Origin of the sequence: Rugosimonospora africana, from assembly GCF_016862975.1 — a bacterium.
Lineage (GTDB): Bacteria > Actinomycetota > Actinomycetes > Mycobacteriales > Micromonosporaceae > Rugosimonospora > Rugosimonospora africana.
This window is the reverse complement of sequence record NZ_BONZ01000040.1, coordinates 20,657-45,213: the sequence shown is the minus strand read 5'-3', so window position 1 is coordinate 45,213 and position 24,557 is coordinate 20,657. Positions and strand designations below refer to the sequence as shown.

At 73.7% G+C, this 24,557-nt stretch carries 18 protein-coding genes; 8 read left to right on the top strand and 10 right to left on the bottom strand.

All coding sequences use genetic code 11. From position 1 onward, the window contains the following. Positions 1–29 precede the first annotated feature (29 nt). On the bottom strand, positions 30–1,184 hold the full coding sequence (locus Raf01_RS21675) for a sigma-70 family RNA polymerase sigma factor (protein ID WP_203919792.1): 1,155 nt from the start codon (positions 1,182–1,184) through the stop codon (positions 30–32). Between the two features lie 81 nt (positions 1,185–1,265). Further along, entirely contained in the window at positions 1,266–2,069 is an 804-nt protein-coding gene (locus Raf01_RS21670; RefSeq protein WP_203919791.1) for an MBL fold metallo-hydrolase, read from the bottom strand. A gap of 112 nt (positions 2,070–2,181) precedes the next feature. Here Raf01_RS21670 and Raf01_RS21665 point away from each other — a divergent pair, with 112 nt between their 5' ends. Then, entirely contained in the window at positions 2,182–3,606 is a 1,425-nt protein-coding gene (locus Raf01_RS21665) for an MFS transporter (protein WP_239133797.1), read from the top strand. 467 nt (positions 3,607–4,073) lie between these two features. After that, on the top strand, positions 4,074–6,125 hold the full coding sequence (gene fusA, locus Raf01_RS21660) for an elongation factor G (protein ID WP_203919789.1): 2,052 nt from the start codon (positions 4,074–4,076) through the stop codon (positions 6,123–6,125). Between the two features lie 98 nt (positions 6,126–6,223). Here the strand turns inward: fusA and Raf01_RS21655 are convergent, their stop codons facing one another. Beyond that, positions 6,224–7,111, bottom strand: coding sequence for an SDR family NAD(P)-dependent oxidoreductase (locus tag Raf01_RS21655; RefSeq protein ID WP_203919788.1), 888 nt, complete (start codon positions 7,109–7,111; stop codon positions 6,224–6,226). 69 nt (positions 7,112–7,180) lie between these two features. On the opposite strand from Raf01_RS21655, the gene Raf01_RS21650 reads away from it, so the two are divergent. Beyond that, complete coding sequence (locus Raf01_RS21650) at positions 7,181–8,092, top strand: LysR family transcriptional regulator (protein ID WP_203919787.1); 912 nt, start codon at positions 7,181–7,183, stop codon at positions 8,090–8,092. A gap of 26 nt (positions 8,093–8,118) precedes the next feature. Here the strand turns inward: Raf01_RS21650 and Raf01_RS21645 are convergent, their stop codons facing one another. Continuing rightward, the gene (locus Raf01_RS21645) at positions 8,119–8,910 is read right to left on the bottom strand and encodes a maleylpyruvate isomerase family mycothiol-dependent enzyme (RefSeq protein WP_203919786.1); all 792 of its coding nucleotides are present in this window, start codon (positions 8,908–8,910) and stop codon (positions 8,119–8,121) included. Between the two features lie 184 nt (positions 8,911–9,094). Between Raf01_RS21645 and Raf01_RS21640 the strand changes: the two genes are divergently transcribed. Both Raf01_RS21640 and Raf01_RS21635 read left to right on the top strand, forming a co-directional pair. Next, a complete protein-coding gene (locus Raf01_RS21640; protein WP_203919785.1) occupies positions 9,095–9,442 on the top strand; it encodes a PadR family transcriptional regulator in 348 nt (115 codons plus the stop codon). Positions 9,443–9,528: 86 nt separating this feature from the next. Beyond that, entirely contained in the window at positions 9,529–10,419 is an 891-nt protein-coding gene (locus Raf01_RS21635) for a hypothetical protein (RefSeq protein WP_203919784.1), read from the top strand. A 23-nt stretch (positions 10,420–10,442) separates the two neighbouring features. Here the strand turns inward: Raf01_RS21635 and Raf01_RS21630 are convergent, their stop codons facing one another. Then, the gene (locus Raf01_RS21630; protein ID WP_203919783.1) at positions 10,443–11,624 is read right to left on the bottom strand and encodes a metallophosphoesterase; all 1,182 of its coding nucleotides are present in this window, start codon (positions 11,622–11,624) and stop codon (positions 10,443–10,445) included. Between the two features lie 109 nt (positions 11,625–11,733). Next, positions 11,734–13,545 carry a hypothetical protein gene (locus Raf01_RS21625; protein WP_203919782.1) on the bottom strand — a complete coding sequence of 604 codons (1,812 nt, stop codon included), beginning with the start codon at positions 13,543–13,545 and terminating at the stop codon, positions 11,734–11,736. 410 nt (positions 13,546–13,955) lie between these two features. On the opposite strand from Raf01_RS21625, the gene Raf01_RS21620 reads away from it, so the two are divergent. After that, a complete protein-coding gene (locus tag Raf01_RS21620) occupies positions 13,956–15,161 on the top strand; it encodes a low temperature requirement protein A (protein WP_203919781.1) in 1,206 nt (401 codons plus the stop codon). A gap of 126 nt (positions 15,162–15,287) precedes the next feature. Further along, the gene (locus tag Raf01_RS21615; protein ID WP_203919780.1) at positions 15,288–16,898 is read left to right on the top strand and encodes a purple acid phosphatase family protein; all 1,611 of its coding nucleotides are present in this window, start codon (positions 15,288–15,290) and stop codon (positions 16,896–16,898) included. 76 nt (positions 16,899–16,974) lie between these two features. On the opposite strand, the gene Raf01_RS21610 is transcribed toward Raf01_RS21615, so the two are convergent. Continuing rightward, positions 16,975–17,754, bottom strand: coding sequence for a helix-turn-helix transcriptional regulator (locus tag Raf01_RS21610; RefSeq protein WP_373319546.1), 780 nt, complete (start codon positions 17,752–17,754; stop codon positions 16,975–16,977). Between the two features lie 92 nt (positions 17,755–17,846). On the opposite strand from Raf01_RS21610, the gene Raf01_RS21605 reads away from it, so the two are divergent. Continuing rightward, a complete protein-coding gene (locus Raf01_RS21605) occupies positions 17,847–18,356 on the top strand; it encodes a VOC family protein (RefSeq protein WP_203919779.1) in 510 nt (169 codons plus the stop codon). A 228-nt stretch (positions 18,357–18,584) separates the two neighbouring features. Here the strand turns inward: Raf01_RS21605 and Raf01_RS21600 are convergent, their stop codons facing one another. The 3 genes from Raf01_RS21600 to Raf01_RS21590 all read right to left on the bottom strand — a co-directional run bounded on the left by Raf01_RS21600 (position 18,585) and on the right by Raf01_RS21590 (position 24,506). Then, entirely contained in the window at positions 18,585–19,193 is a 609-nt protein-coding gene (locus tag Raf01_RS21600) for a hypothetical protein (protein WP_203919778.1), read from the bottom strand. A gap of 137 nt (positions 19,194–19,330) precedes the next feature. Then, entirely contained in the window at positions 19,331–20,971 is a 1,641-nt protein-coding gene (locus Raf01_RS21595) for an ABC-F family ATP-binding cassette domain-containing protein (protein WP_203919777.1), read from the bottom strand. Positions 20,972–21,086: 115 nt separating this feature from the next. Further along, on the bottom strand, positions 21,087–24,506 hold the full coding sequence (locus tag Raf01_RS21590; protein ID WP_203919776.1) for an ATP-binding protein: 3,420 nt from the start codon (positions 24,504–24,506) through the stop codon (positions 21,087–21,089). Positions 24,507–24,557 lie beyond the last annotated feature (51 nt).

The window sequence follows — 24,557 nt, the reverse complement described above, 5'->3', positions numbered from 1 at the left end:
CACAAACCGGCTCCGGCTCCGCTCAGGCTCTACCACGCGGGCCTGTGCTCGGGCGGCAACGCCACCGGCAGGCCGAACGCCGGGAACAGGCCGGGGTCGTGGAACGCGGTCAGCTCCGCGATGCGGCCGTCCTCGACCCGCAGTACGCCGATCCCGAAGGCCCGGTACGCGGTGTCCCCGCGCCCCCGCACGTACGCCGCCGCGGCCGGCTGGCGGTTGGCCGATGTCTCCACCATCCGGAACCGTCCCGCCCAGTGCGGCGAATCCGGGTCCCAGCTGGCCGCGAGCGCCGCGAGCACGGCGTCCCGGCCGAGGAACCAGTGCGGGTACGGCGGCATGGCCGTCCGCACGTCCTCGGCCAGCAGGCAGGCCAGCGCGGCGAGGTCGGTGCGCTCCACCGCCTCCAGGTACCGCCGGAGTACCGCCCGCTCCGCCTCGGTGGGCGCGGCCGACGGCGCCCAGTCCAGCCGGCGTCGCGGCAGGTGCTCCCGCAGGGTCGCGCGGGCCCGTTGCAGCGCGCTGTTGACCGACGCCACGCTGCCCGACAGCGCCGCCGCGGTGTCGCTGGCCGGCCAGCCGACCACGTCGCGCAGGATCAGCACGGCCCGCTGCCGGGCCGGCAGGTGCTGGATCGCGGCCAGGAACGCCAGTTCGATCGTCTCCCGCGCGACCACCGCCGCGTCCGGCTCCGCGTCGCTGTCGGCGACCGGCTCCCAGCCGGCGTCGGGTTCGGCGAGCCGGTCGGGAAGGGGCTGCAGCCACGCGATGTCGGTGCGCGGCGGCCGCGGCGCGTCCGGCGCCGAGGGCGGTTCCAGGTGCTGCGGGAGTACCCGGCGGGCCCGGCCGTCCAGCGCGTCGAGGCAGGCGTTCGTCGCGATCCGGTACAGCCAGGCGCGCAGCGTCGAGCGCCCCTCGAAGGTGCCGAGGTTCTTCCAGGCGCGCAGGAACGTCTCCTGGACCAGGTCCTCCGCGTCCTCCAGCGAGCCGAGCATCCGGTAGCAGTGCACCCGCAGCTCCGTCCGGTGGCGCTCGACCACCGCCGCGAACGACGGCTCGTCGCCGGCTCGCACCGCGTCCAACTCCTCATCGGGGGTCGGCGCGGCCGGGATCGCAGGGTCCCGAGTCGCCGCCTCCCGAGCCGCAGCGGCCGGGTTCTTCTCGTGGCCGGACGGCGCGGTGCTCATCGCGGGCTCCCCTCTCCGGCGGCGCCCCACCCGTCGCCGCGGCAGTCGGCCCTCCGGAAGCCGACCCTACGGCAGGTCAGCTCAGGTCAGCCAGCGCCGGGCCGTGCCGGCCAGGACCCGCCCGAACTGGAGTTCCGGGAAATGCGCGCCGGCGCCGACCGTGTTCCCGTCCTCGAGCTCGCGCCAGAGGCGCTCCCGCGTCCGGGCCGCCAGCGCCGGATCCACGTCGCTCATCGAGTGCCAGGTCGATTCGTCGAGCTGTACCGGACAGGTGACCGCGTCACCGAGGAGCAGAGCGCGCCGCTGCCCGGACGAGATGACCAGACAGAGGTGCCCCGGAGTGTGCCCGGGCGCGGGCAGCGCGGTGATGCCGGGCGCGACGGTGGTGTCCCGATCGATCGGCCGAAGCCGGGACGCGTGCGCGGGGTCGCGGAACCCTTCCCGGATGTGCGCCGCCATCGAGCCGGGCCCGGTGACGAAGCGGTCCCCGTCGGCGGCGCCGTACCAGACCGTCGCGTTCCGGAAGACCGGGCGGGCGTCGCGGTCGAAGAGCCAGCCGACATGGTCGGCGTGCAGGTGGCTGCAGACGACATCGGTGATGTCTCCGGTGGCGACGCCGAGCGCCCGGAGTCCGGTCAGCAGCTGGCCGCCGACCAGGTGCATGCCGTGCGGCAGATCCTGCTGTTCCGGGCCGAGGCCGGCGTCGACCAGGACGAGCCGGTCGCCGGTGCGGACGAGGAAGCAGCCGATCGGCAGGAACGCGGTCTGGTGACGGCCGAAGAGTTCCGGGTGTGTCTCCGGGGGCACGTCCTCGCCGAAGTACCTGGGTCGCGCGACGAACGTGCCGTCGGCCACCAGGTCGAGGCGGACGTCTCCGATCTGCATCCGGTCGCTCCTTCACCACATGCCGCGTCTGGGCTACCTGTCGAGTTTCCGCTACCTGTCGAAAGGTACGCTCGACCGGCGGGAAGGGCACGGCGAAACTGGGAGGTACGTCGTGACGGCATCGCCCGCCACGGTCGCCGTGCCGGTCCGGCCGCTGTGGCGCGATCGCGACTTCAGCCTCTTCTGGGGCTCGCAGACGCTGTCGGTCGCCGGCGACTCCTTCGCGTACATCGCCATTCCGCTGCTCGTTCTGCACGCCACCGGTTCGGCCGCGCAGATGGGGCTGCTGACCGGTGCGGCCGGCGTCGCCTCGATCGTCGCCGGCCTCTTCGCCGGGATCCTGGTCGACCGGCTGGACCGGCGGCGCCTGCTCATCGCGTGCGACCTGGCCCGGATGGTGCTGTACGCGGCGATCCCGATCGCCTGGTCGTTCGGGCCGCAGGTCTGGCTGCTGTATGTCGTGCTGCCCGCCTGCGAGGCGCTCGGCATGGTGTTCCAGGTCGGGTACGTCACCGCCGTACGCAACCTGGTCGGCACCGAGCGGATCACCGAGGCCAACGGCCGCCTGTACGCCACCGGTGCCGCCGCCGGGGTGGTCGGCCCGCTGCTGGCCGGCGTGGTCTCCGGGTGGCTCGGGCCGGCCGCGGCGGTGGCCGTCAACGCGGCCAGCTTCGCGCTGTCGGCCGCCGGCGTGGCACTGATCCGGCTGCGGAGCCGCGACGCGCCGGTTACCCACGACGCGCCGGATATTCAGGACCCCGCGGAGGCTGGCGGACGGCCGCTCGCGCAACTGTTCGCCGGTGCCCGCTTCCTCTGGCGTCACCCGACGCTGCGCGCGCTGACCGCGTTGCTGTCCTTCGTCGTCTTCCTCACGTACGGCCTGACCGACGTGCTCATCTACGACATCAGGCACACCCTCGGTCACACCGACGCCACGGTCGGCGCGGTGCTCGGGCCGGCCACGATCGGCACCCTCACCGGTGCGCTGCTCGTCGCGTGGCTACGCCGGCACATCGGATTCGGGTACACGTGGATCGGCGGTCAGGCGGTGTGCGGGCTGGCCATCGCCGGACTCGGGCTCACCCGCACCGTGCCGGTCATCGCCGTCCTCGCCGCCGTGTATTTGTGCTGCGCCGGCATCGCCGGTACCTGCTCGATGTCGCTGCGTCAGCAGGTCACACCGAACCACCTGCTCGGCCGCGTCACGTCGGCGTTCTGGACCATGCACTTCTCCCTGGGACCGATCGGTGCCGCGCTGCTGACCTGGGCGGCGGGACGCTTCGGCGTCACCGCCGTGTTCCTGTCCGCCGGGGCCGGCTGCGCGCTGGTCGCCGCCGTCGCGATCGCCACGCCGATCCGGCAGCGCCACCCGGAGCACGCGGGCGGAAAGCACGCGGGCCCGGAGCACGCGGGCGGCGATCCCGCCGGTAGCGGCGATCCCTGGCGACAGCGGACTCCGGACGACAGCGAGCACCCGGACGACAGTGGGCTCCCGAGCGACAGCCGTCCCGGGCGACAGCGCGCACCCGGGCGATAAAGCGGTTTCCGGCCCGGACGGCGGCCGGTAGCCTGACCGCGAACCCGGCGCGCCCGACCGTTCCACGGCAGGGCGCGCGCCGCGACGATGGAGGGGAGCCGGCCGTGCGCTACCGCACCGCGGTGCCTGTCCCCCAGTCGCAGCACAGGGTGATCCTGGCGTCTCCGTCGCCGTCCGGTGCCGGCCACCCGACCCGCGCCGGACGTCCGTGACGAATCCCCGAGGGCGCCGTCTGTCCACGATGGACTGACGACGGCGCGAGCGTGCCCGCCCGGCACACCGAAGCGCCTCTTTCCCACGCCCCGGTCGCCGGTGCGCGCCATCTTCGCGTCTCGGTGACCGGCGGCGCCGATCCCGCGCGCTTCTTAACGCCGCGGCGCCGGTCCCGCGCGCCTCGTGCCGTGCCCCGGGGCTCTTCGTCCGACAGTTCCCTCCTGTCCGGATCACCCTCGAAAGGCTTCCCAGCCATGCGCACCGAACCGCTGACCAACGTTCGCAACATCGGCATCCTCGCCCACGTGGACGCCGGGAAGACCACCGTCACCGAACGCATCCTCTACACGACCGGCACCACCTACAAGCGCGGCGAGGTTCACGACGGAACCACCGTCACCGACTTCGACTCCCAGGAACGCGACCGGGGAATCACCATCTTCTCCGCCGCCGTCAGCTGCGTGTGGGACGGCCACCGGGTCAACCTCATCGACACTCCGGGCCACGTCGACTTCGCCGACGAGGTCGAGCGCTCGCTGCGGGTGCTCGACGGCGCCATCGCGGTGTTCGACGGGGTGGCCGGTGTGCAGCCGCAGAGCGAATCGGTGTGGCGGCAGGCCGACCGGTACCGGGTGCCGCGGATCGCGTTCGTCAACAAGCTCGACCGCGCCGGGGCCGACCTCGACACCGCGGTCGCGTCGATGCGCCGGCGGCTGGGCGTGAGCCCGCTCGTGGTGCAGCTTCCGATCGGCCGGGAGGAGGGCTTCCGCGGCGTGGTGGACCTGCTGCGCATGCGGTCGCTGGTCTGGGTCGAGGGCCAGGACTTCGCCCGGGAGGAGCCGGTACCCGAGCCGCTGCGCGACGAGGCGCGGCGACGCCGCCGGCTCCTGGAGGAGGCGGTGGCCGAACGGCACCCGGCGGCACTGGAGGAGTTCTGTGCGCGGGGAGCCGTTTCCACGCCGGTGCTCGCCGCCGCGCTACGCGACCTGACCGGTACTGGTGAGGGTGTCGTGGTGCTGTGCGGATCGGCGTACCGCAACCGGGGCATCGAACCGTTGCTGGACGCGGTCGTCGGGTACCTGCCGTCGCCGCTGTCCGTACCGCCGGTCGCCGGTACCCACGGCGGCGTGGGCCAGGAACGGCCGGCCGACCCGGCGGCGCCGTTCGCGGCACTGGCGTTCAAGGTGAGCCTGACCGCGACCGGCCGGCTGACGTACCTGCGGGTGTACTCGGGGACTGTCCACAAGGGAGACACTGTGCTGGACACCGGCGCCGGGCGCACCGAGCGGATCGGCCGGATCCTGCGGGTACAGGCCGACCGGCACACCGAGGTGCCGCAGGCGGTGGCCGGCGACATCGTCGCGGTGGTCGGGCTGAAGGCCGCGGGTACCGGCGCCACCCTGTGCACGCCCGGCGCTCCGGTGCTGCTCGAACCGCCGGGCGCGACCCGCCCGGTCATCTCGGTGGCGGTCGAGGCGCGTACCGGCGCGGACTCCGACCGGCTGGCCACGGCGCTGGCCCGGCTGGTGGAGGAAGACCCCTCGCTGGCCGTACGCACCGATCCGGAGACCGGGCAGACCGTGCTGTCCGGCATGGGCGAACTGCACCTGGAGGTGGCGGTGGAGAGGATCCGGCGCGGGTACGGGCTGGAACCGCGCACCGGCCGGCCCCAGGTGGCGTACCGGGAGACGGTCGTGACCGGAGTGTCCGGGCTGCTGTACCGGCACGTCAAGCAGGACGGCGGTGCGGGCCAGTACGCACACGTGATGCTCGACGTGCAGCCGCTGGACGAGCCGGACGGCGGCACCGGGTTCGCGTTCGCGTCCACCGTGACCGGTGGGCGGGTGCCCCGCGAGTACATCCGGGCGGTGGAGGCCGGGTGCCGGGACGCGCTGGAGGAAGGGCCGCTGCGCGGACATCCGGTGACCGGCGTGCGCGTGACGCTGACCGACGGCGCCACACACTCGAAGGACTCCTCCGAGCTGGCGTTCCGCACGGCCGGCCGGCTCGGCCTGCGGGAAGCGTTGCGGGCCAGCGTGATGACGCTGCTGGAACCGGTGGTGGAGGTGACCGTGACGGTACCCGAGGACTGCGTCGGCTCGGTGCTCGGCGACCTGACCGCGCGGCGCGGCCGGATCACGGACTCGACCGCGCGGGCCGGCACGGTCGTGGTGACCGGGACGGTGCCGCTGGCCGAACTGTTCGGCTACGCGACCCGGTTGCGCAGCCGAACCCAGGGCCGGGGCACGTTCACCACCCGGCCGGTCGGCTACGCCCCGGTACCCGACGCGGTGGCGCCCCGGTAGCGGTGGCCCGCAGCAGTGGTGGCCCCGGCTCACGCCGGGGCCACCACCACTCTCACGTGGTCGACACGACCTCTCTCACGTGGTCGACACGACCTCTCTCACGTGGTTGACACCACCTCGGGCGTGGTTGCCACACCCTCCCACGGGAGCACCGCGCCGAACTGGACGAGTTCCCCGTAGTACTTCGGATCCACCGACGGAGCCAGGCCGAGATCGAGCAGGGCGCGGGCCGCCTCCTCCGGCGTCTGGGCCCGGCTCATGTCGGTGAACCAGGGCCGCGACGCCGCCGTGTCAATCAGGCCCGGACACACCGCCGCGATCAGCGTGCCATCGGCCAGATCCCGTTCCCGTCGCTGCGCGGCGGCGACCCGTACCGCGGCCACCTGCGCCACTTTCGACGGGAGGTTCAGCCAACCGGGCCACCCGAGCTCCGTGGCCGAACCGTCGTGCACGGCGCGGCGCCACGACTCGACGATCCGCTCGATGTCGTCCAGCGAGCGCGCCCGCTCAAACGGCGCGCGGACCCGCGGATCGAGTTGGCCGAGCGTACCCAGCGCGCTGGCCACGACGAAGAACCGGCCGCCCGGGCGCAGCAGCGGGCCGAACGAGCGCAGCATCCGCAGCGCGCCGTGGTTGTACGTCTCCGCTACCTGATCGACCTCCTCGGCCGGGGCGCGGTCGGGGCTCATCCGCGAACCGGCGTTGGAGAAGACGATGTCGATGCCGCCGTACTCCGCGGCGATCGCGTCCGCCGCCGCCTGTACCGACGCGGTGGACGTCACGTCGACGACGCGACCGTGTACCTCCGCGCCGGCGCCGGTCAGCCGGCCGGCCACCACGCCGACCTCCGCCTCCACCCGGGCCGGGTCGCGCCCGGTCAGGAAGACGTGGTCCCCACCAGCCATCCGCGCGGCCAGACCCTCGACCAGAGCCAGCCCCAACCCCTGCGTCGCGCCCGTCACCAGTGCTATCCGTGTACCTGCCATGAGTCCAACGTAGGTCGCCCGAGCCATGCCACAAACGAGGATCACGCACATGTGGTATGCGTATTACTCATGGATCTGTCGGTGGCCGGCATGCGGGTACTGCGCGAAGTGGCCGAGCGGGGCTCGTTCACCGCCGCGGCATCGGCGCTGGGCTACACCCAGTCGGCGGTCTCCCGGCAGATCGCAGCCCTGGAGTCGGCGTTGGGCGTCGGAGTGTTCGAGCGCCAGCGCACCGGCGTGCGGCTCACCCCGGCCGGGCGGGCCGTGTTGCGCCACGCCACGGTGGCGCTGGACGAGATCGACGCGGCCGTGCGCGCGGTCCGGGGACGGGCACCGGCCGGGCAGACCGTGCGGCTGGGGGCGTACCCGAGCGCCGGAGCCGTACTGCTCCCCCGGGCGCTGGCCGCGCTGCGCCGGACTCACCCGGAGATCGAGGTGAGTACCCGCGAGGCGAGCACCCCGGCGCTCGTCCGGGCCGTGCGGGCCGGCTCCCTCGATCTCGCCGTACTGGCCTCGGCGCCGCCGTTCCGGGCTCCCGACACGGAGACCCCGGAGCTGGTCGTCGAGGTCATCTCCGAGTCGGACCTGCACGTCGCGGTACCGGCGAACCACCCGCTCGCCCTCGACGACGTCATCGACGTGGAGAGCCTGCGCGGCCAGCGCTGGATCGCCAGCCCGTCGGGCGCCGGTGAGGTGCTGCTCGGCGTGTGGCCGGGGCTCGGCGGCCGGCCCCGGGTCGCGCACAGCACCCGGGACTGGCTGGCCAAGCTCCAGCTGGTCGCGGCCGGCTGCGGCATCACGACGGTCCCGCTGTCGATGCTGCCCGCCATGCCGGAGGGGATCCGGGTACTCCCGGTGCGCGGCGGTCCCCGGGAGACCCGCCGGGTGCTGGTGGCCCGGCTTCCGGGCCGGCGCTCGGTCGCGCCGCGGATCGTCCAGGAGGCGCTGCGGGCGACGGCCGACGCGGTGGAGCCCCGGTAGCCGCCGGAGCCCCACCGCGGACGGGCTCAGAAGCCAGGGAACAGCTTCCGCAGGTCGTCCAGGCTCACCGGGCCGGTGACCCGCACGCTCTCCGGCGTGTACCGCGGGCCTAGCCGTCCGACGGTCAGCCGCAGCCACGCCTCGGCCGGTGCCTCCAGTTCGCCGTCCGGCGCCTCGGGTACGTCGGTGAGCTCGACCCGCTCGGCCAGCCGCAGCCCGTACGACGCGTCGGGCTCCGACAGCCGCAGCGCGAGCGTGGCCTGCCGCCCGCCGAGTTCGTCGGTCCGGGCGGTCCAGGCCAGCATGAGCGCGATCTGGGCGAGCAGCAGCGCCACCGCCTCCGGCGCCACCGTCGCCGCCGGGTCGAAGGCGACCTCCACGTCCCACCGGTGCAGCGCGAACTCGCTGAGCCGGAACCGGGCCGCGGTGGCCACGTCCACCGGCTCGGGCAGGAAGCCGAGATTGATTCGCAGCTCGGCCCGGGTCGACGCGTCCAGCGCCTCGTACGCCTCGACGAGCCGCTGGTTGGCCTCCAGGAACCCTGCGGCGTGCTCGGCCGGCGCCATGGCGTCCCAGCGCGCCCAGACCTTCCGGTTGAAGTCGCCGTCCGGCCCGGGAGCATCGGTCAGCGCGGCGGTCAGCCCGGCCAGCCCGATCTCGGCCCCGCTGCCCAGGTGGCTGAGCACCTGGGACACCTGCCACTCGCTGGCCGCCGATGGGCGGGTCAGGTCGTCCGGCGACAGCCCGGCGACGAGGGCGGCGAGGCTGTCGTGGCCCGAACGCAGGGCGGCGATGGTCTGGTCGGCAAGGGTAGCCATGAAGTTCTCCTGTCAGGTGAGCGCCGCCGGGCTGGTACCCCCGGGGTAGACCGGGGCGCGGCGGCAATGCCCATCATGCCGCGCCCGATGCCCGACGGTAGGCGTCGGGGTCGCTCGGGCGCGGTTGTCCCGGCCCGCTCCCACCGGGTGGAGCATATACCGTCGCGCGGTATATGCTCCGGCCGTGGATGGACTCAGCGAACAGTCGTTTCTGATACTCGCCGCGCTGGCCGATCAGCCCCGGCACGGGTACGGGCTGGTGACCGAGGTGGAGACCATGTCCGGGGGGCGGGTGAAGCTCCGCGCGAGCACCCTGTACGCGGCCCTGGAGCGCCTCACCGGACGGGGCCTCGTGGCGCCCGACCGGGACGAGGTGGAGAGCGGCCGGCTGCGCCGGTACTACCGGTTGACCGATGCCGGAGCGGCGGCGGTGACCGCCGAGACCGAGCGGATGGCCGCCCAGGCCCGCGCAGCCCGAAAGCGCCTGGCCCGCCGCGACCAGCAGGCGCGCCGGCTCGGGGTGACAGGATGAGCGCGCCGGATCCGCGCGATGGCCGCACGAGCGCGCCAGAGCCGCGCGATGGCCGCACGAACCCGCCGGAGACACGCGATGACCGCATGAGCGCGCTGGAGCGGCGCTACCGCCGCCTGATCGGGTTGCTGCCCGCCGACCACCGCGCCGCGCGCGGCGAGGAACTGCTCGGCATGCTGCTCGACCTCGACGACGGCCGCGGCCGCCCCAGCTTCCGGCAGGCGTCCGGCGTGCTCGGGCTGGCGGTCCGCCTGCGCCTGGCGCGCCTGTCCGGTCTCGGGTCGCTGGTGGTGACCGCGCTTCTCGTCGCGCTCGCCACTGACCAGGTGATGGCGCTGACCAACCTGCTGTTCCCCCCGCCCGGGGTGGTGGCCATGTCCCCCTCGGTGTCACACCTGCTGCATCACGACCTGCTGTCGCTGCTGGGCTTCCCGTTGGCGTGGCTGGGCGTGACGGTGGCCTGGGTGCTCGGCGCCCGCCGCACCGCGCTCGCCGGCTACACCGCGCTGGTCGCGTACCAGGTTCTCTCGTCGTTCCTGCCGCCGGTCGCCGCGGTGACGGGCCCCGTGTACCAGTTGCCGGTCCTCGCCGCCATGGCCGTCGCGACGCGCTGGCGGTGGCCGGTGCGGCGACCGCGCGGCACGGTGCTGGCCACGCTCCCGCTCGGGGTGCTGCTCTGGTGGCTCATCGGAGTGTGGGGGCGGCACGGGATCGTCTATCCGGCGCTGAACCCGGCCGTGCTCTGGGCCGCGGCCAGCGCCGGCGTCGCCGTCGCGCTCGTGGCGACCCGGCGGCGGCGCCTTCCGGCGCGCCTCGCCTGGGCGGCCACCGGCCTGGTCGCCGGTGCGCTGGTACCGGAGTTGCTCGTCCGGGCGGCGTTCGGGGCCTACGGTGGCTGGATGCTGCCGGTCGCCGCCGTCACCGCGGCGTTCGCCTGGGGTGTCAGCCGTACGCGCCGGCGCCTCGTCACGGACTGACCCGCGCGGGCGCTCGCGCCGAGTCAGCCGGCGAGCAGGGTGATCAGCGTGATCTCGCTCGGCGCGAAGACGCGCAGCGGCGGTCCCCAGAAGCCGGTGCCCCGGCTCGTGTAGAGCTGGGTCCGCTCGCCGTGGCGGCTCAGGCCCTGCACGGCCGGCTGATCGGTGCGCACCAACAGGTGGAACGGCCAGATCTGACCGCCGTGGGTGTGGCCGGAGAGCTGCAGGTCGACGCCGGCCGCCACGGCCGCGCCGATCTGCTTCGGCTGGTGGGCGAGCAGCAGTACGGGCAGATCCGGATCCGCCCCGGCGAGTGCGGCGGTGTGGTCGGCGCGGTGGCCGGGGCGTCCCGAGGACGCGGCGGTCGCGTCGTCGACTCCGGCCAGGACGAGCCGGCTGCCGTCGCGCTCCACGACAATGTGCCGGTTGTGCAGCGGTTCCCAGCCGAGTGCCCGCATATGGTCGAGCCAGCCCTCGGCCTCCCCGAAGTACTCGTGGTTGCCGGTGACGTATGCGCGGGCCAACCGTGCGCGTACGTCACCGAGCGGCGCGGCCTGCTCCCGCCGCCGGGCCACCGTGCCGTCGGCGATGTCTCCGGTGTGGCACACGATGTCGGCGTCGAGCCGGTTGACCGCCGCGACCACGCTGGCGGACCAGCGGGCCCGGTCGATCGGACCGTAGTGGGTGTCGGTCAGCAGCACGACCCGCAGGCCGTGCAGGCCGGCCCCCAGGCGGGGAATCGTGACCGCCGCCCGCCGCACCCGGGGCACGCGCATCGCCTCGACGTACCCCCAGGCGACGAGCAGCACCGAGACGCCGGCGATCCCGGCCGCCACGACCCGGGACCGGACCGGGTCGGCGACGCCACCGACCGCGAGCGCCACCCGCAGCACGTTGCCGAGCACCGCCCAGGAGAACAGCACCCAGATCACGCCGAGGATGGTGTCCCCGGCGACGGCCGCCCGGTCCCAGCCCCGCCGGCCGTGTCCGAGATACATGAGAACGGGGAACGCGACGAGCGCGGCGGCGAACACGACCGTGCCCACGGCGACGACCGGGCCCGGCCACCGGGCGTGGGCCAGGGTCAGCGACCACCACGGCACGCCGAACAGAAGCACCAGGATCGCGCTGAGTACGGCGCCGATCGCGACCGGTCGCAGGGACCGCCTCGCGGGTGCCGCCTGTACCGCCTCGCCAGCCGACACTGCCGCTCCTTCCACGTGGTCATCGCAGCATGACACGCCCGGCGGGCCATCGACCACACCCGCACTCGTGGCCCGGTCAGGTTCCGGGTGCGGGCCAGCGCGCCGGACCCTACTCGGTGGTCGGCGACGGCGAGTCCGGCGTCGGGGACGGCGGCGACACCGATGGGGACGGCTTGTGGGTCGGCGGCGTCTGCGGGTGCGTCGTCGGCGGCGGAGGAGGCGGGTTGTGGTGCGTCTGCGTCGGGTGCGGCCCCGCGGTCGTCCGGGTCGGCCTGGCGGCCGTCGTGGGTGCCATCGTCGGCATGGACGGCGGCGGCGACGCCGTGAGCGAGTCGACCGGCGGCGGCAGCAGGGCGTCCGGCGAACCGGTGTCGGTCGGCGCGTCGGCCGGGTTGGTGGTGCTGGCCGGCGGGCCGGGGTTGGCCGACTGAGCCGAGCTGTCGTGCAGGGCCACGCCGGCCACCCCGATCGTCGCGGCGACGACCACGCCCGCGGCGATCGCGAACGGACGGTACGAGCGGGTCTTGCGGCGCTGGTCCGGGGACGACTTCCGGGCACCGCCCAGCATCAGTGTCGTGGTCTCCGCGTTGTCGCCGAAGTCGCCGAGGTTCAGGTCCGACCGGTCGTCGGGTGACCCGTCGTACGAGCCCTGGTAGCCGGCGGCGTAGTCGCCTGCGCGGTCGTCGCCGTACTCGCCGGGGTGGCCCGGACCCGGGTAGCCGGGGTCCGACTCGTCGGGGTTGGCGTACCCGCCCACGTTGTAGCCGTCGCGGTCGAACCCGCCGCTCTCGAACCCGCGACCGTCGAACCCGCGACCGTCGAACCCGCCGCTGTCGAACCCGCGACCGTCGAACCCGCCGCTGTCGAACCCGCCGCCGTCGGAACCGCCGCTGTCGAACCCGCCACTGTCGAACCCGCCACCGTCGAACCCGCCACTCCGGTACTCGGCCGGAGCGTCCGCGGAGCGGTAGTCGCCGCCCCGGAACTCGACGGCTCCGAACCCCGCGTTGCCGGCCTGCTCGGGCGTGACGAAGTCGAGCTCTTCGGCCGAGCGCGGCCAGTCCGTCCCGCCCGGATAGGGCGGTGGCGCACCGAACGGGGCCGCGCTCTCCGGCGCACCGAACGGAGCCGCGCTCTGCGCCGCGATGGCAGGGCGCGAGTAGTCCGGGCCGTCGGAGCGCGGCTTGGGCTCGAACCAGTTGTCCTCTCCCGGCGACGCCACGCTCTCGGCCGGTGGGGCGCTCGTGAACTGCTCGCCGCCGCCGTACCCGTCGTCGTCCGGCCGCTGCTTCGGCTCGAACCAGTTCTCCTCGTCGACGGCACCCGGCCCGGATTCCGGTCCAGAACCCGGCCCGCTGCCCGGCTCCGCGGCCCGCTCGGGCGAGGGTGCCCAGTCCCGGGCCGGCACGCCGGCCTCATCGCCGGTGACTAGATCCGTCCCATCGCCGTCCGGCCAGTCCTCGGCCGAAGCCTCGTCGTCGGAGTCGAAGCCGTGCGGGTCGGCGGTGGCCCACTCCTCCTGGCCGGCGTCCGCGGTGCCGAGTCCCTTGATCCAGTCGACGTACGCGTTTTCCCCGGCCGGCAGCGGAGCGTGCATCCCGCCGGGGCGCGGCCGGCCGGCGGTGCCCGTCCCGTAGTCGAGCGCGGCCGCGACCTCGGCCGGTGGGCGGCCCGCCGATGGAACGCCGGGCGCGGCGACGCCGGGGCGCTGCTCGGCGGACGGCCAGTATTCAAACTCCCCCGGCTCCGGCACGCCCGGTGTCTCCGAGGCCGGCGCACCCTGCCAATCCTGCCCGGACTCGCCCTGCCTGTCCGGCGCCACCGGCTCGTACTGCTGCACACCGTAGCTTTCCGGTGGCGTACCGTACTCGTCGTCTGCCGCGAGCCGGCCGGGAACGCCGCGCTCGTCCTCGTAGGTCATTCAACCGCCGTCATCGTGTGCCGCTGCTCGGTGTGGTGCGGACCGGTGAGTAGCGTCCGGGTACCGCCGCCCGGTGAAGTCTCGCATCCGCCGTCACATTCTTGGGGGCGGGTGGGCGGTTGTCTATGGATGCGCACGTCGGCGTGGCATCCGCCGCGACAGCGTGTTGGGCCGACTGCGCAGTGCTACGACGATGCGGCGCGACAACGCCGTGGCGCATGCTGCCGGAGGACATGCTGCCGACGCGAGCGACTTCCTGGAGGCCGGCATCCACATCGCGACCGGCATCGATCAACTGACCGGCCGATCAGCGGCGTTCTCCGGTACCGGCGACGCCGGTTGCCTAACGTTAGAAGGGTGTGGGCCGGCCTTCCCTTGCCTGATCGGGCACCGCGCGCGTTGGTCGGACCATGACGCGCAACGATCCGGCGACGCTGGTGCGCAGCCCCGGCGGGTCCCAGCGGGCCACGCTTCTGGAACTGTTCTTCGACCTGGTGTACGTCGCCGCCCTGGCACTGACCTCGATGAACCTCGCGCGGCACCTCAACTGGGCGGGAGCCGTCCAGGCGCTGCTCCCGCTGATGGCCCTGTGGTGGGTCTGGGCGATCACCACGCTGGCCACCGACTTCTACAACCCGGAGCGGCTGCCGATCCAGGCGCTCATCGGCGTCGTCATGTTCGGCAGCATCATCATGGCGGTCACGCTGCCGCAGGCGTTCGGGTCACAGGGCATGATCTTCGCGACCACGAACGTGGCCATCCACCTCGGACGCGGGATCTTCCTGGTCGCCCTGCTGCGCCACAACACACTCCCCGGCAAGCGGGCCGCGCGATTCCTGTTCTGGTTCACGGTGTCGGCGGTCGGGTGGATCGTCGGCGCGTTCATGCCCTCAGCCGTCGTCCGCGGCATCGCCTGGGCGGCCGCGCTGGTGCTGGACTACGTCATAGCCGCCTTCCGGTACCCGACGCCGTGGCTGGGCCCGGTTCCCCGGGACCAGTACGACAAGGCGCAGGAGCACATCGGCGAGCGGTACCAGCAGTTCATGATCCTGGCCTTCGGCGACCTCATCCTGGTCGCCGCGCTGCGGTACACCCGGGCGGGCCTGGGCGCGGGACACACCACGGCGTTCGTGGCCACGTTCGCCACCACCATGCTGCTCTGGCAGATCTACGTGTACCGGGCCGGCTCGCTGCTGCGGAACCTGCCCAGGGGCAAGCCGGGCAGGATCCTGCGCTGGGCGCCGTACACGCACTTCATCATGATCTTCGGGATCGTGGCCGCGGCGGCCGGCTCCGAACGGGCCATCCTCGCGCCGACCGCGCCGATGCCGTACCACTGGGCCGCCGCGATGTTCGGCGGGCCGGCGCTGTTCATGATCGGGCGGAGCGTGTTCGAGTACGAGGTGTTCGACCGGATCTCCTGGTCGCGGTTGTTCTGGATCGGGGTACTGCTCGGGGTCTCACCCGCGATGGTGCTGGTGGCACCGTCGACCGCCGCGGTCATCGTCGCCGCGATCCTGCTCGGCGTGGCCGTCACGGACGCCGTGCGCGGACGGGCACACCGCCCGGCGCAGCCGGGCCAGCACCAGCATCCCGTGCGCCGGCTGGGCGGTTAGGCGGTCAGGCAGTTAGCCGCTTAGGCAGTTAGGCGCCCGCGCGAGCCTGATGTTCGTCTCGCGCGGCACGAGTCGTTCATGCGCCGTATCGCATATGTAAAGGCCACGCTCTTACCGTCTTCGACCATGCACGAGGACGAGAACAAGACCACACTGAGCCGGCGGTCCGCGCTGATCGCCCTGGGTACCACTGGCGCCGCGGCCACCGGAGCCGCTCTGCTGGGCGGGACCGCGGCCGAGGCCGCCACGCCCCCTGCCCCCACCGCGTCGTCGCCGCTGCTGCTGTCCCGCCCCGAGAAGCTCGGCGCACCGCCGGTCGAGGGGCTGCACCTGACATTCGGCGCGGACCCGACCAGCCAGATGGTGGTCTCCTGGACCACCGACACGTCGGTCTCCCACCCGCGGGTCAGCTACGGCACGATGGAGGGCGGCTTCGGCCGCACGGTACAGGCCGAGACGCGCACGTACGTCGACGGGCTGTCCGGCAAGACCGTCTACACCCACCACGCCACGCTCAGCGGGCTGCGCGCGGACAGCTACTACACGTACGCCGCGATGCACGACGGCGGCCGGCCGGACGCGGGTACGTTCAGCACCGCGCCGCACGGCCGGGCGCCGTTCACCTTCACCAGCTTCGGCGACCAGGCCGTACCGCAGGTGACCTGGCAGCCGGACGGCAAGGGCGGATACACCGTCGCGCTCAACGCGAACAACACTCCGGCCAACGCCGACATCGTCTCCGGCATCGAGCAGGTCGACCCGCTGTTCCATCTGGTCAACGGCGACCTGTGCTACGCCAACCTGGACCCGGACCGGGTGCGCACCTGGAACGGCTTCTTCGCCAACAACACCCGCTCGGCCCGCTACCGCGCCTGGATGCCGGCCGCCGGCAACCACGAGGACGAGAAGGGCAACGGCCCGATCGGGTACGGCGCCTACCAGACGTACTTCAAGCTGCCCTCCAGCGGCAGCGACGTGGAGTTGGCCGGCCTCTGGTACGCGTTCACCGTCGGCTCGGTACGGGTCGTGGTGCTGCAGAACGACGACGTGGCGCTGCAGGACGGCGGCGACAACTACGTGTACGGCTACTCCGGCGGCGCCCAGCGCGCCTGGCTGGAGAGGGAACTGGCCAAGGCACGCTCGTCCCGGGACATCGACTGGATCGTCGTCTGCATGCACCAGGTGATGATCAGCTCGTCCGACGCCAACGGCGCCGACCTCGGGCTCCGCGCGACCTGGGGTCCGCTGTTCGACAAGTACGAGGTCGACCTGGTGCTGTGCGGCCACGAGCACGACTACGAGCGGTCGCTGCCGGTACGCGGTGTCGTGTCGGGCAGCGAGACGCTGACCCCGAAGCCGGCGTCCACCAACACCGCGCTGATCGACTCCAGCAAGGGCACCACGCACATGGTGCTCGGCGGTGGTGGCGTGAGCGGCACGACCAACGGCAGCTTCTTCGCGCCCGGGAAGGCGAAGGTCATCACCGCGGTCACCCCGCCGCCCACGGCCGGCGCCAAGCACGGGTCGGTGTACGTGTTCGAGGACACCCCGTGGCAGGGGGTACGCGACGCCGAGCACCCGTACGGGTTCGCCGCGTTCACCGTGGACCCCGGCAAGGGCCCGGGCTCGACCACGAGCATCTACGTCACGTACTACAACGTGATCGTCCCGACCGGCGCCGTCGTACCGCTGGAGACCTTCACCTTGCAGCGCAAGCGCTCGGACGGCCACCGCTGAGCGTGTTAAGCGTGTTTGAGGCGCGGATCCGCCGCGGCCACCGGTTGGTACCGGCGGTCGCGGCGGGCCGGCCGGTTCAGTCCGAGTCGCCCGGAGACACCCGCTGCCGGTAGGCGCTGGGGGTGAACCCGAGCACCGACCGGAACTCGTTGGCCAGGTGCGCGTGGTCGGCGTAGCCCAGGTCCGCGGCGACCGCCGACAGGTTCGTGTCCTGACCGGTACGCACGCGTTCGGCGGCCTCCTGGAGCCTGCGCCGGCGGATCATCGCCAGCGGCGGCAGCCCGACGTAGCGGCGGGCGAGCCGCTGGAGCGTACGGACCGACACGCCCAGGCGCGCGGCCACGTCCTCGACCCTCCGCATGGCCGGATCGGAGTCGATCAGCTCCGCCATCGAGTTGGCCAGCAGTGCCTCCGGTGTCGGGTCGGGGTATTCGCCGGTGAGCCAGTCCGTGAACGCCTCGACGGCGAGGCGGTGCCGCACCGGCCGGTCGGAGGACCCGTTCATCGCGGCCGAGACCCGCTCGTGCAGGGCGGGCAGGTCTACCGGCTGGTAGGCGTCGCGCAGCGCCCCGGGGTCCCGGGTGAACAGCGGGACCGCGGCCGGCCGCAGCAGAGCCCCGACCGCCCATCCGGTGCCGGTCAGGTCGCGATGCGAGGCGCGGGTCGTCGGGCCGGCGAACCCGACCGTGTCCGACTCGACGACGAGGTTGGCGGCGGGGAAGGCGATCAGGTGCTGCCGCGACGACCTGCCCGGGGCAAGCTGCCACTCCGGGATCCAGAACCACCGCACCAGGCCAGCCACCCGGTCGGGTGCCGGGATCCGGTCGAACGCCGGTAGGCGTGCCGGGTACAGCACCCCTCGATACACCCTGCTCACGGCTCTTGAGATTACCGAGTGTCGCGAATCTTCAAGCCGGACCGCCGCTAGCCTGCGTAGCGTCGTTTCCCATGACCGACACCATCCACGCCGCCGACGGCGAGCACACCACCAACGGCACGCCGCACGGCGCCACGAGTCTGACCCCGTTCCTGGCCATCCCTGACGCCCGCGGGGCGATCGATTTCTACCGGGACGTGTTCGGCGCGCGCGTGGTGGATGTGACCGAGATGGGCGGGACCGTCGCGCACGCCGTGCTCGACTTCGGCCACGGGCTGCTGCAACTCGGGGAGCCGTCGCCCGCGTACGGGCTGGTGCCCGCGCCCGAGGGTGACGACGACTGCTACTCGATGGGGCTCTACTGCCCCGATGTCGACGGCATCACCGCGCGTGCGGAGGCCGCCGGCTCCACCATCCGGGAGGCGCCGTCCACGTTCGTGTCCGGGGACAGGTTCGCCAGCATCCGCGACCCGTTCGGGGTGCGGTGGTCGATCATGACCCGGGTGGAGGACCTGTCCGAGGAGGAGAGCGCCCAGCGGGTCGCCGAGTGGGCCGAGCAGCAGAATTCGCAATCCGCCTGAGCGCAGCCGGAGCCGGGTTGTGGCGGAGGCGAGCACAGGCCCACGCAGCCTCGCCTGAGCGCAGCCGGAGCCGGGTTGTGGTGGAGGCGAGCACAGGCGCACGCAGCCTCGCCTGAGCGCAGCCGGAGCCGGGTTGTGGCGGAGGCGAGCACAGGCCCACGCAGTAGAGCCCAGTGAGGGACCGCGCCCCTGCCGATGCCAGCCCGCTGGCTAGCATCGGCAGGCCGGTCACGAGCCGGTCGCGCCGAACGAGACGCTGCCCGGCCCGGCGATGACGATGCTCTGCGACAGGTACGCGCCCGATTCGCTGCAGGCGTTCGTCCGGTACACCTCGTCGAGCGTGAAGGTGAGGTCGAAGGTGCCGCCGATTCCCCGGTACGCGCCGGTTCCCGAGCCCGCCACGACCGGTACGGTCCCGTGCACGCTCGCCGTACCGGAGCAGGTCGTGGTGTTCACCGCGAGGTTGCCCAGGACGGCGACGAACTCCTTGTCGAGGGCGGCGATGTCCAGCCGGAACGAGCCGCGGGTGAGCGCCAGGTTGAACTGGCTGCTGTGCTCGGTGTTGACCGAGCCGTCGGGATTGACACTCTGAGCCTTGCCATAGTCGCCGACCGCTCCGGCGAGAATCACGGTGGCCGTGGGGCCGTCGTTGTCGGTGTAGGCGGTCAGATGAACTTTCCCGCCGGTGGTCAGCGCCGCGGTCGTACCGGCCGCCGCCGGGATCGCGGTCGTCGACGTGGCAGCCGCGGGCGGCGACCCCGTCGAGCAGCCCGCGATCGACGCCAGGCCGGCCAGCACCACGACCTGAATCACTACGAGATGTAGGGGAGAACGCATGACGCTCAGTCTCGGAGAGCGGGCGCGATCCGCCCATCCGGGAAGTCCCTCCGGAAAACCCTGATCATCTCGCACACCCGGCTCGGGGTTCTCCCCCAGCGGACACCGCGGTGCCGACACGCGCTACTCACACAGTGCTACCCGCCCGCGCTCACCCGTCCCGCTTCGACGTGCACCCGGCGGTCGACGCGTACCGCGTCCAGCATCCGCCGGTCGTGAGTGACCAGCAGCAGCGTGCCCGGGTACCCGTCCAGCGCCGACTCGAGCTGCTCGATGGCCGGCAGGTCGAGGTGGTTGGTCGGCTCGTCGAGTACCAGCAGGTTCACGCCGCGCGCCTGGAGCAGGGCGAGAGCCGAGCGGGTGCGCTCCCCCGGCGACAGCGTCGCGGCCTGCCGCAGTACGTGCTCGCCGCGCAGCCCGAACTTCGCCAGCAGCGTGCGGGCCTCGCCGGGCGCCCAGTCCCCGGCCGCCGCCCGGAACGCGTCGAGCAGCGACTCGTCGCCCAGCAGCAGCCGGCGAGCCTGGTCGATCTCGCCGACCACCACGCCGGGACCGAGCATGGCCGTGCCGGCCGCGAGAGGCACCCGGCCCAGCAGCGCGCCGAGCAGCGTGGTCTTGCCGGCGCCGTTCGGTCCGGTGATCGCGATCCGGTCCGCCCAGTCCACCTGGAGGTTCACCGGGCCGAGGGTGAACGCGCCGCGGGTGACCACCGCACCGGTCAGGGCCGCGACCACCGCCCCGGCGCGGGGCGCCGCGGCGATCTCCATGCGCAGCTGCCACTCCTTGCGCGGCTCCTCGACGACCTCCAGCCGCTCGATGAGCCGCTCGGTCTGGCGCGCCTTGGCCGCCTGCTTCTCGGTCGCCTCGGCCCGCAGCTTGCGCCCGATCTTGTCGTTGTCGGTGGCTTTCCGGCGCGCGTTGCGCACGCCTTGCTCCATCCAGTTGCGCTGGGTGCGGGCCCGTGCCTCCAGATCGGTCTTCGTCTGGGCGTACTCCTCGTAGTCGGCGCGGGCGTGCCGGCGGGCCACCTCGCGCTCCTCCAGGTACGACTCGTACCCGCCGCCGTAGTGCCGGATCTGGTGCTGCGGCCGGTCCAGCTCGAGGATTCGGGTGACCGTACGGGTCAGGAACTCCCGGTCGTGGCTCACCACGACGGTGCCGGCGCGCAGGCCGGTGACGAACGACTCCAGCCGGGCCAGGCCGTCCAGGTCGAGGTCGTTGGTCGGCTCGTCGAGCAGGAAGATGTCGTACCGGGACAGCAGCAGCGCGGCGAGACCGGCCCGGGCCGCCTGCCCGCCGGACAGGCCGGTCATCGGATGCCCGAGCGTGACGCCGAGCCCCAGGTCGGCGGCGACGGCTTCGGCACGCGCCTCCAGGTCCGCCCCGCCCAGGTCGAGCCAGCGCTCCAGGGCGACCGCGTACGCGTCGTCCGCACCGGGCTGGCCGGCCGTCAGGGCCTCGGTCGCGGCGTCGAGGCTGGACTGCGCGGCGGCCACGCCGGTGCGCCGGGTCAGGTACTCCCCCACCGACTCCCCCGGGCGCCGCTCCGGCTCCTGCGGAAGGTAGCCGACGGTGGCGGTCGGCGGGTTCAGGGCGATCGCCCCGTCGTCCGGGTCGTGCAGTCCGGCGAGCGTGCGCAGCAGCGTGGACTTACCCGCGCCGTTCGGCCCGACCAGCCCGATGACGTCACCCGGCGCGATCACCAGGTCCAGCCCGGAGAACAGCTCCTCTCCGCCGTGACCCGTGGTCAACCCCTTGACGATCATCGTGCCGCTCACGGTGACGATGGTATCCAGCCCGTGACCCGACCGCCGCTCGCCCGACCGCCCCTGGCCCGACCGCCGCCGGCTCGACCGCCCCTGGCCCGACCCCGCTCGCCCGACCGCCGCTGACTCAGCCGAGCGCGGCGGCCAGCGCGTCGAGGTGGTCGGCGACCGGGCCGAGGGTGAGGACCCCGCTGCCCGCGCCGGCCAGTTCCCCGGCGGCCGGCAGCAGCTCGGCGTGCAGGTACCGCATCGTGGCACGGTCGTCGAGGGCGACGGCCGCCCGCGCGGCCAGGCACAGGCGGGCCTCGCGGAGCAGATCGTGCGGCGAGGCTGGAAGGCCGCGCAGCGCGGCCGCCGCGTCGTCCTCGCGGCCGTCGGACAGCAGGATCAGCGGGCGTACCCAGGGCTGTTCCGGGCCGAAATCCCAGCCCGCCCACCCGTCGCCCCCGAGCGCCGGTCCGCGCCGCGGGTTCGGGGGCGCGCCGGTCAGGCGCTCGCCGGTCAGGCGCACCGACAACAACGCGAGCGCCGGCAGCCCCCGTTCCATGCCAGGCATCCCGCTGCCGGACAGGCGCCCGGCCACGGCCCGGTACGCGGCCTCCGCCTCGGCGGTCCGGCCGCCCACCGCCAGCCGCAGGCCGCCGTACCAACCGGTGAACACGCTCACCAGCGGCAGGTCGTACCGGTCGGCGAGGCGGTCGGCGGCGCTGGCGTGGGCGTCGGCGCTCACGAAGTCGGCGAGCGCGCTGTGCGCCTGCAGCAGGACGAGGTGGCCGAGCACCTCGAAGGTGACCAGATCGCTCCGGGCCGCGACCTCGACCAGTTCGGCGCCGATCCGGGCGCGCTCGGCGGCCAGACCGGTCCGGTGGAAGGTGTGCATGAAGCGGGCGTTGAGGGCGAACGCCAGCAGGGCCGGATCGCCCGCAGTCCGGGCCAGGGCTTCCGCCTCCGCCGCCGCCCGGCGCCCACCGTCCGTGGTGGTGCCCCGCAACTCCAGCGCGAGGGTGCTCAGCAGGCGGCTGCGCTGCTCGGGCTGCCGGCCGGTCGAGGTGTCCAGGATGCGTTCTGCGGCGCGGACGATCTGGCCGGACAGCTGCTCGTCGTCGTTGCGGGTCCAGCTGGCCGGTACCTCGAACGCGGCGAGGACGCTCGCGGTCAGCGCCGGATCGTCCAGCTTCTCGGCGGCGGCCAGCGCGTCGAGCCGGTACCGGCGCGCCTCGTCCAGATGGCCGGTCACGGCGAGGGTACGGCCCAGCCCCATGACAGCGGCCAGCCTTCCGCGAGAGTCTGTGCCGCCGGCCCGGTCGTGGGCCTCGACGGCCTGGCGCCAGAGGCGGGCCGACTGGTGCGGGTTCACGCGTTCGGCCTGTGCGGCGGCCGCCCCGGCGTAGCGCGCGGCCCGGGTGGCGGTGCCCGGGCTCGCCGCCGCGACGAAGTGGTGGGCGAGGGTGGCGACGTCGTGCGGGTACAGCCGTTCGAGGGCCTCCCCGGCAGCGGCGTGCCAGCGTGCCCGGCGCAGGGCGGACAGGTCGGCGTACAGCGTGTCACGCACCAGGATGTGGGTGAACCGGAGCCTGCCGTCCGGGCCGTACTCGGTCAGGAATCCGGCCCGCAGCGCGTGCTCCAGGGCGTCGAGCAGCGGTGCCCCGTCGCCGGCGAGGGCGGCCAGCACGTCCGGGTCGACGTCCCGGCCGAGCACGGATGCCTGCCGCAGCACGGTCTGTGCCGCGTCCGGCAGCCTCGTGAGGCGGTGCCGGATGACGTCGCGTACCCCCGGCGGTACCTTGAACAGACTCGCGCCGCCCAGAGCCGCGCCGCCCAGAGCCGCGCCACCCTCGGTGGCGAGCAGCCGGGCCAGCTCGCGGACGAAGAACGGGTTTCCCCCGCTGCGCTGGTGGATTAGCCGTACGGCCGGCTCGTCGAGGTCCGCTCCGGCCACCGCGCGGGCGAGTTCGCCGGTCTCCTCCCCGGACAGCCCGCTCAGGTAGACCCGCACGGGCTCGGCCCGGGCGAACCGCGCCAGCGCCCCGGTCAGCTCCGGGCCGACCTCGGTGGCACGGAACGTTCCGACGACCAGGACCGGGCCGGTGACCGCGACGGGCTCGGCGAACAGGGCGGTCAGCAGGTCGAGGGTGTCTTCATCGGCCCGGTGCAGGTCGTCGGTCACCACCAGCACCGGGCTCCGGCCCGCCGCCGCGGTGAGCAGCACCGCCGCGGCGCGGCGCAGGTGGAACCGCGCCGCGGCGGGGTCCGCACCGGGACTGCCAGGGGCGCCCGGTGCCTCGCCGGTGCCCGCTTCCGGGGCACCCGTTTCCGGGGCGCCCGCTTCAAGTCCCGCCGGTTCCGGGGCACCCGCTTCCGGGGCACTCGCTTCCAGGGCGGCCGCGATCTGCCCCCAGGGCCACGCCGCCGGCGCACCCTCGTACTCCGGAATGCGGCCCCACGCGGCGGTCCAGCCACCGGCCGACAATTGCCGGGTCAGCGCCTCGGCGAGCGCCGTCTTGCCCGCGCCCGCCTCTCCGGAGATCAGGGCCAGCGCGGGCGCGCGATGCCGGACAACACCCTCGGCGAGCCGGTACAGGGTGGTCAATTCCTCGCCCCGGCCGACGAATGCGCCACGCCGCGACCGCGACGGCTCCCCGGGGGTGACGGTTCCGGGGGCGGCCGTTCCGGGGCCGGCCTCCTCGGGCACGACCGGCACGGGAGCGACAGTCGCAGGAACGACCGGCGCGGGAACGACCGGCACGGGAACGACGGGCGCGGCTTCCCCCGGAGTCAGGTGTGGCGCCTGGGCGAGGATGTCGGACTCCAGCCGCCGAAGGCCGGGGCCGGGGTCCACGCCGAGTTCGGCCACCAACGTCGCCCGGGCACGGCGCAGGGCCGCCAGCGCATCGCCCTGGCGCCCCGAGCGGTACAGGGCGGTGGCCAACAGCTGCCAGGCATCCTCGCGCAGCGGGTGCCCGGCGACATGCGCCTGGAGATCGGAGACCGCCTCAGCGGAACGACCCAGCCCCAGCAGCGCCGCGGCTCGGCGTTCCACGGCCAGCATCCGCAGCTCGTCCAGCCGGTCGATCTCCGCGCGGGCCCAGGCTTCCCCGGCGAACTCGGAGTACGCCGGCCCCCGCCACAGGCCCAGCGCACCGTCCAGTGAAGCCAGTGCCTGTCCGACCCGACCGGCCGTGAGTGCCTGGCCCGCGTCGACCACCGCCGCCTCGAACCGCCACGCGTCCACCGAGTCCGGCTCGACGCGCAGCGCGTACCCGGGCGGTGCCGTCACCAGCAGCCGGGCCGGCTCCCTGGGCGCCCGGCCGGGTTCCAGGGCTCGGCGCAGGTCGGCGACGAAGGTACGGATCGCCGCCACCGCGCCCTCCGGTGGCTCCCGCCACAGGTCGTCGGCGAGCCGGTCGACCGGCACGACCCGGCCCTGGGCGATCAGCAGGCGGGCCAGTACCGCACGCTGGCGGGAACCCCGCAGCGGGACCGGGCCTCGGTCGCCGGCCGCCTCCACGGGCCCGAGCACCCCGAAGGCCACTGCCTGCCTGGTCATGGCACCCAATGTAGATCGGCCGAATCGGTTGGCAGCGCCTACTCGAGACTG

What these genes read in the sequence shown, in the direction of transcription:
- Raf01_RS21655 (WP_203919788.1), bottom strand. Translation starts at nt 7,111, where the DNA reads ATGGCAGGTACACGGATAGCACTGGTGACGGGCGCGACGCAGGGGTTG.
- Raf01_RS21590 (WP_203919776.1), bottom strand. Translation starts at nt 24,506, where the DNA reads ATGACCAGGCAGGCAGTGGCCTTCGGGGTGCTCGGGCCCGTGGAGGCG.
- Raf01_RS21600 (WP_203919778.1), bottom strand. Translation starts at nt 19,193, where the DNA reads ATGCGTTCTCCCCTACATCTCGTAGTGATTCAGGTCGTGGTGCTGGCC.
- Raf01_RS21645 (WP_203919786.1), bottom strand. Translation starts at nt 8,910, where the DNA reads ATGGCTACCCTTGCCGACCAGACCATCGCCGCCCTGCGTTCGGGCCAC.
- Raf01_RS21615 (WP_203919780.1), top strand. Translation starts at nt 15,288, where the DNA reads ATGCACGAGGACGAGAACAAGACCACACTGAGCCGGCGGTCCGCGCTG.
- Raf01_RS21650 (WP_203919787.1), top strand. Translation starts at nt 7,181, where the DNA reads ATGGATCTGTCGGTGGCCGGCATGCGGGTACTGCGCGAAGTGGCCGAG.
- Raf01_RS21635 (WP_203919784.1), top strand. Translation starts at nt 9,529, where the DNA reads ATGAGCGCGCTGGAGCGGCGCTACCGCCGCCTGATCGGGTTGCTGCCC.
- Raf01_RS21670 (WP_203919791.1), bottom strand. Translation starts at nt 2,069, where the DNA reads ATGCAGATCGGAGACGTCCGCCTCGACCTGGTGGCCGACGGCACGTTC.
- Raf01_RS21675 (WP_203919792.1), bottom strand. Translation starts at nt 1,184, where the DNA reads ATGAGCACCGCGCCGTCCGGCCACGAGAAGAACCCGGCCGCTGCGGCT.
- Raf01_RS21605 (WP_203919779.1), top strand. Translation starts at nt 17,847, where the DNA reads ATGACCGACACCATCCACGCCGCCGACGGCGAGCACACCACCAACGGC.
- Raf01_RS21620 (WP_203919781.1), top strand. Translation starts at nt 13,956, where the DNA reads ATGACGCGCAACGATCCGGCGACGCTGGTGCGCAGCCCCGGCGGGTCC.
- fusA (WP_203919789.1), top strand. Translation starts at nt 4,074, where the DNA reads ATGCGCACCGAACCGCTGACCAACGTTCGCAACATCGGCATCCTCGCC.
- Raf01_RS21625 (WP_203919782.1), bottom strand. Translation starts at nt 13,545, where the DNA reads ATGACCTACGAGGACGAGCGCGGCGTTCCCGGCCGGCTCGCGGCAGAC.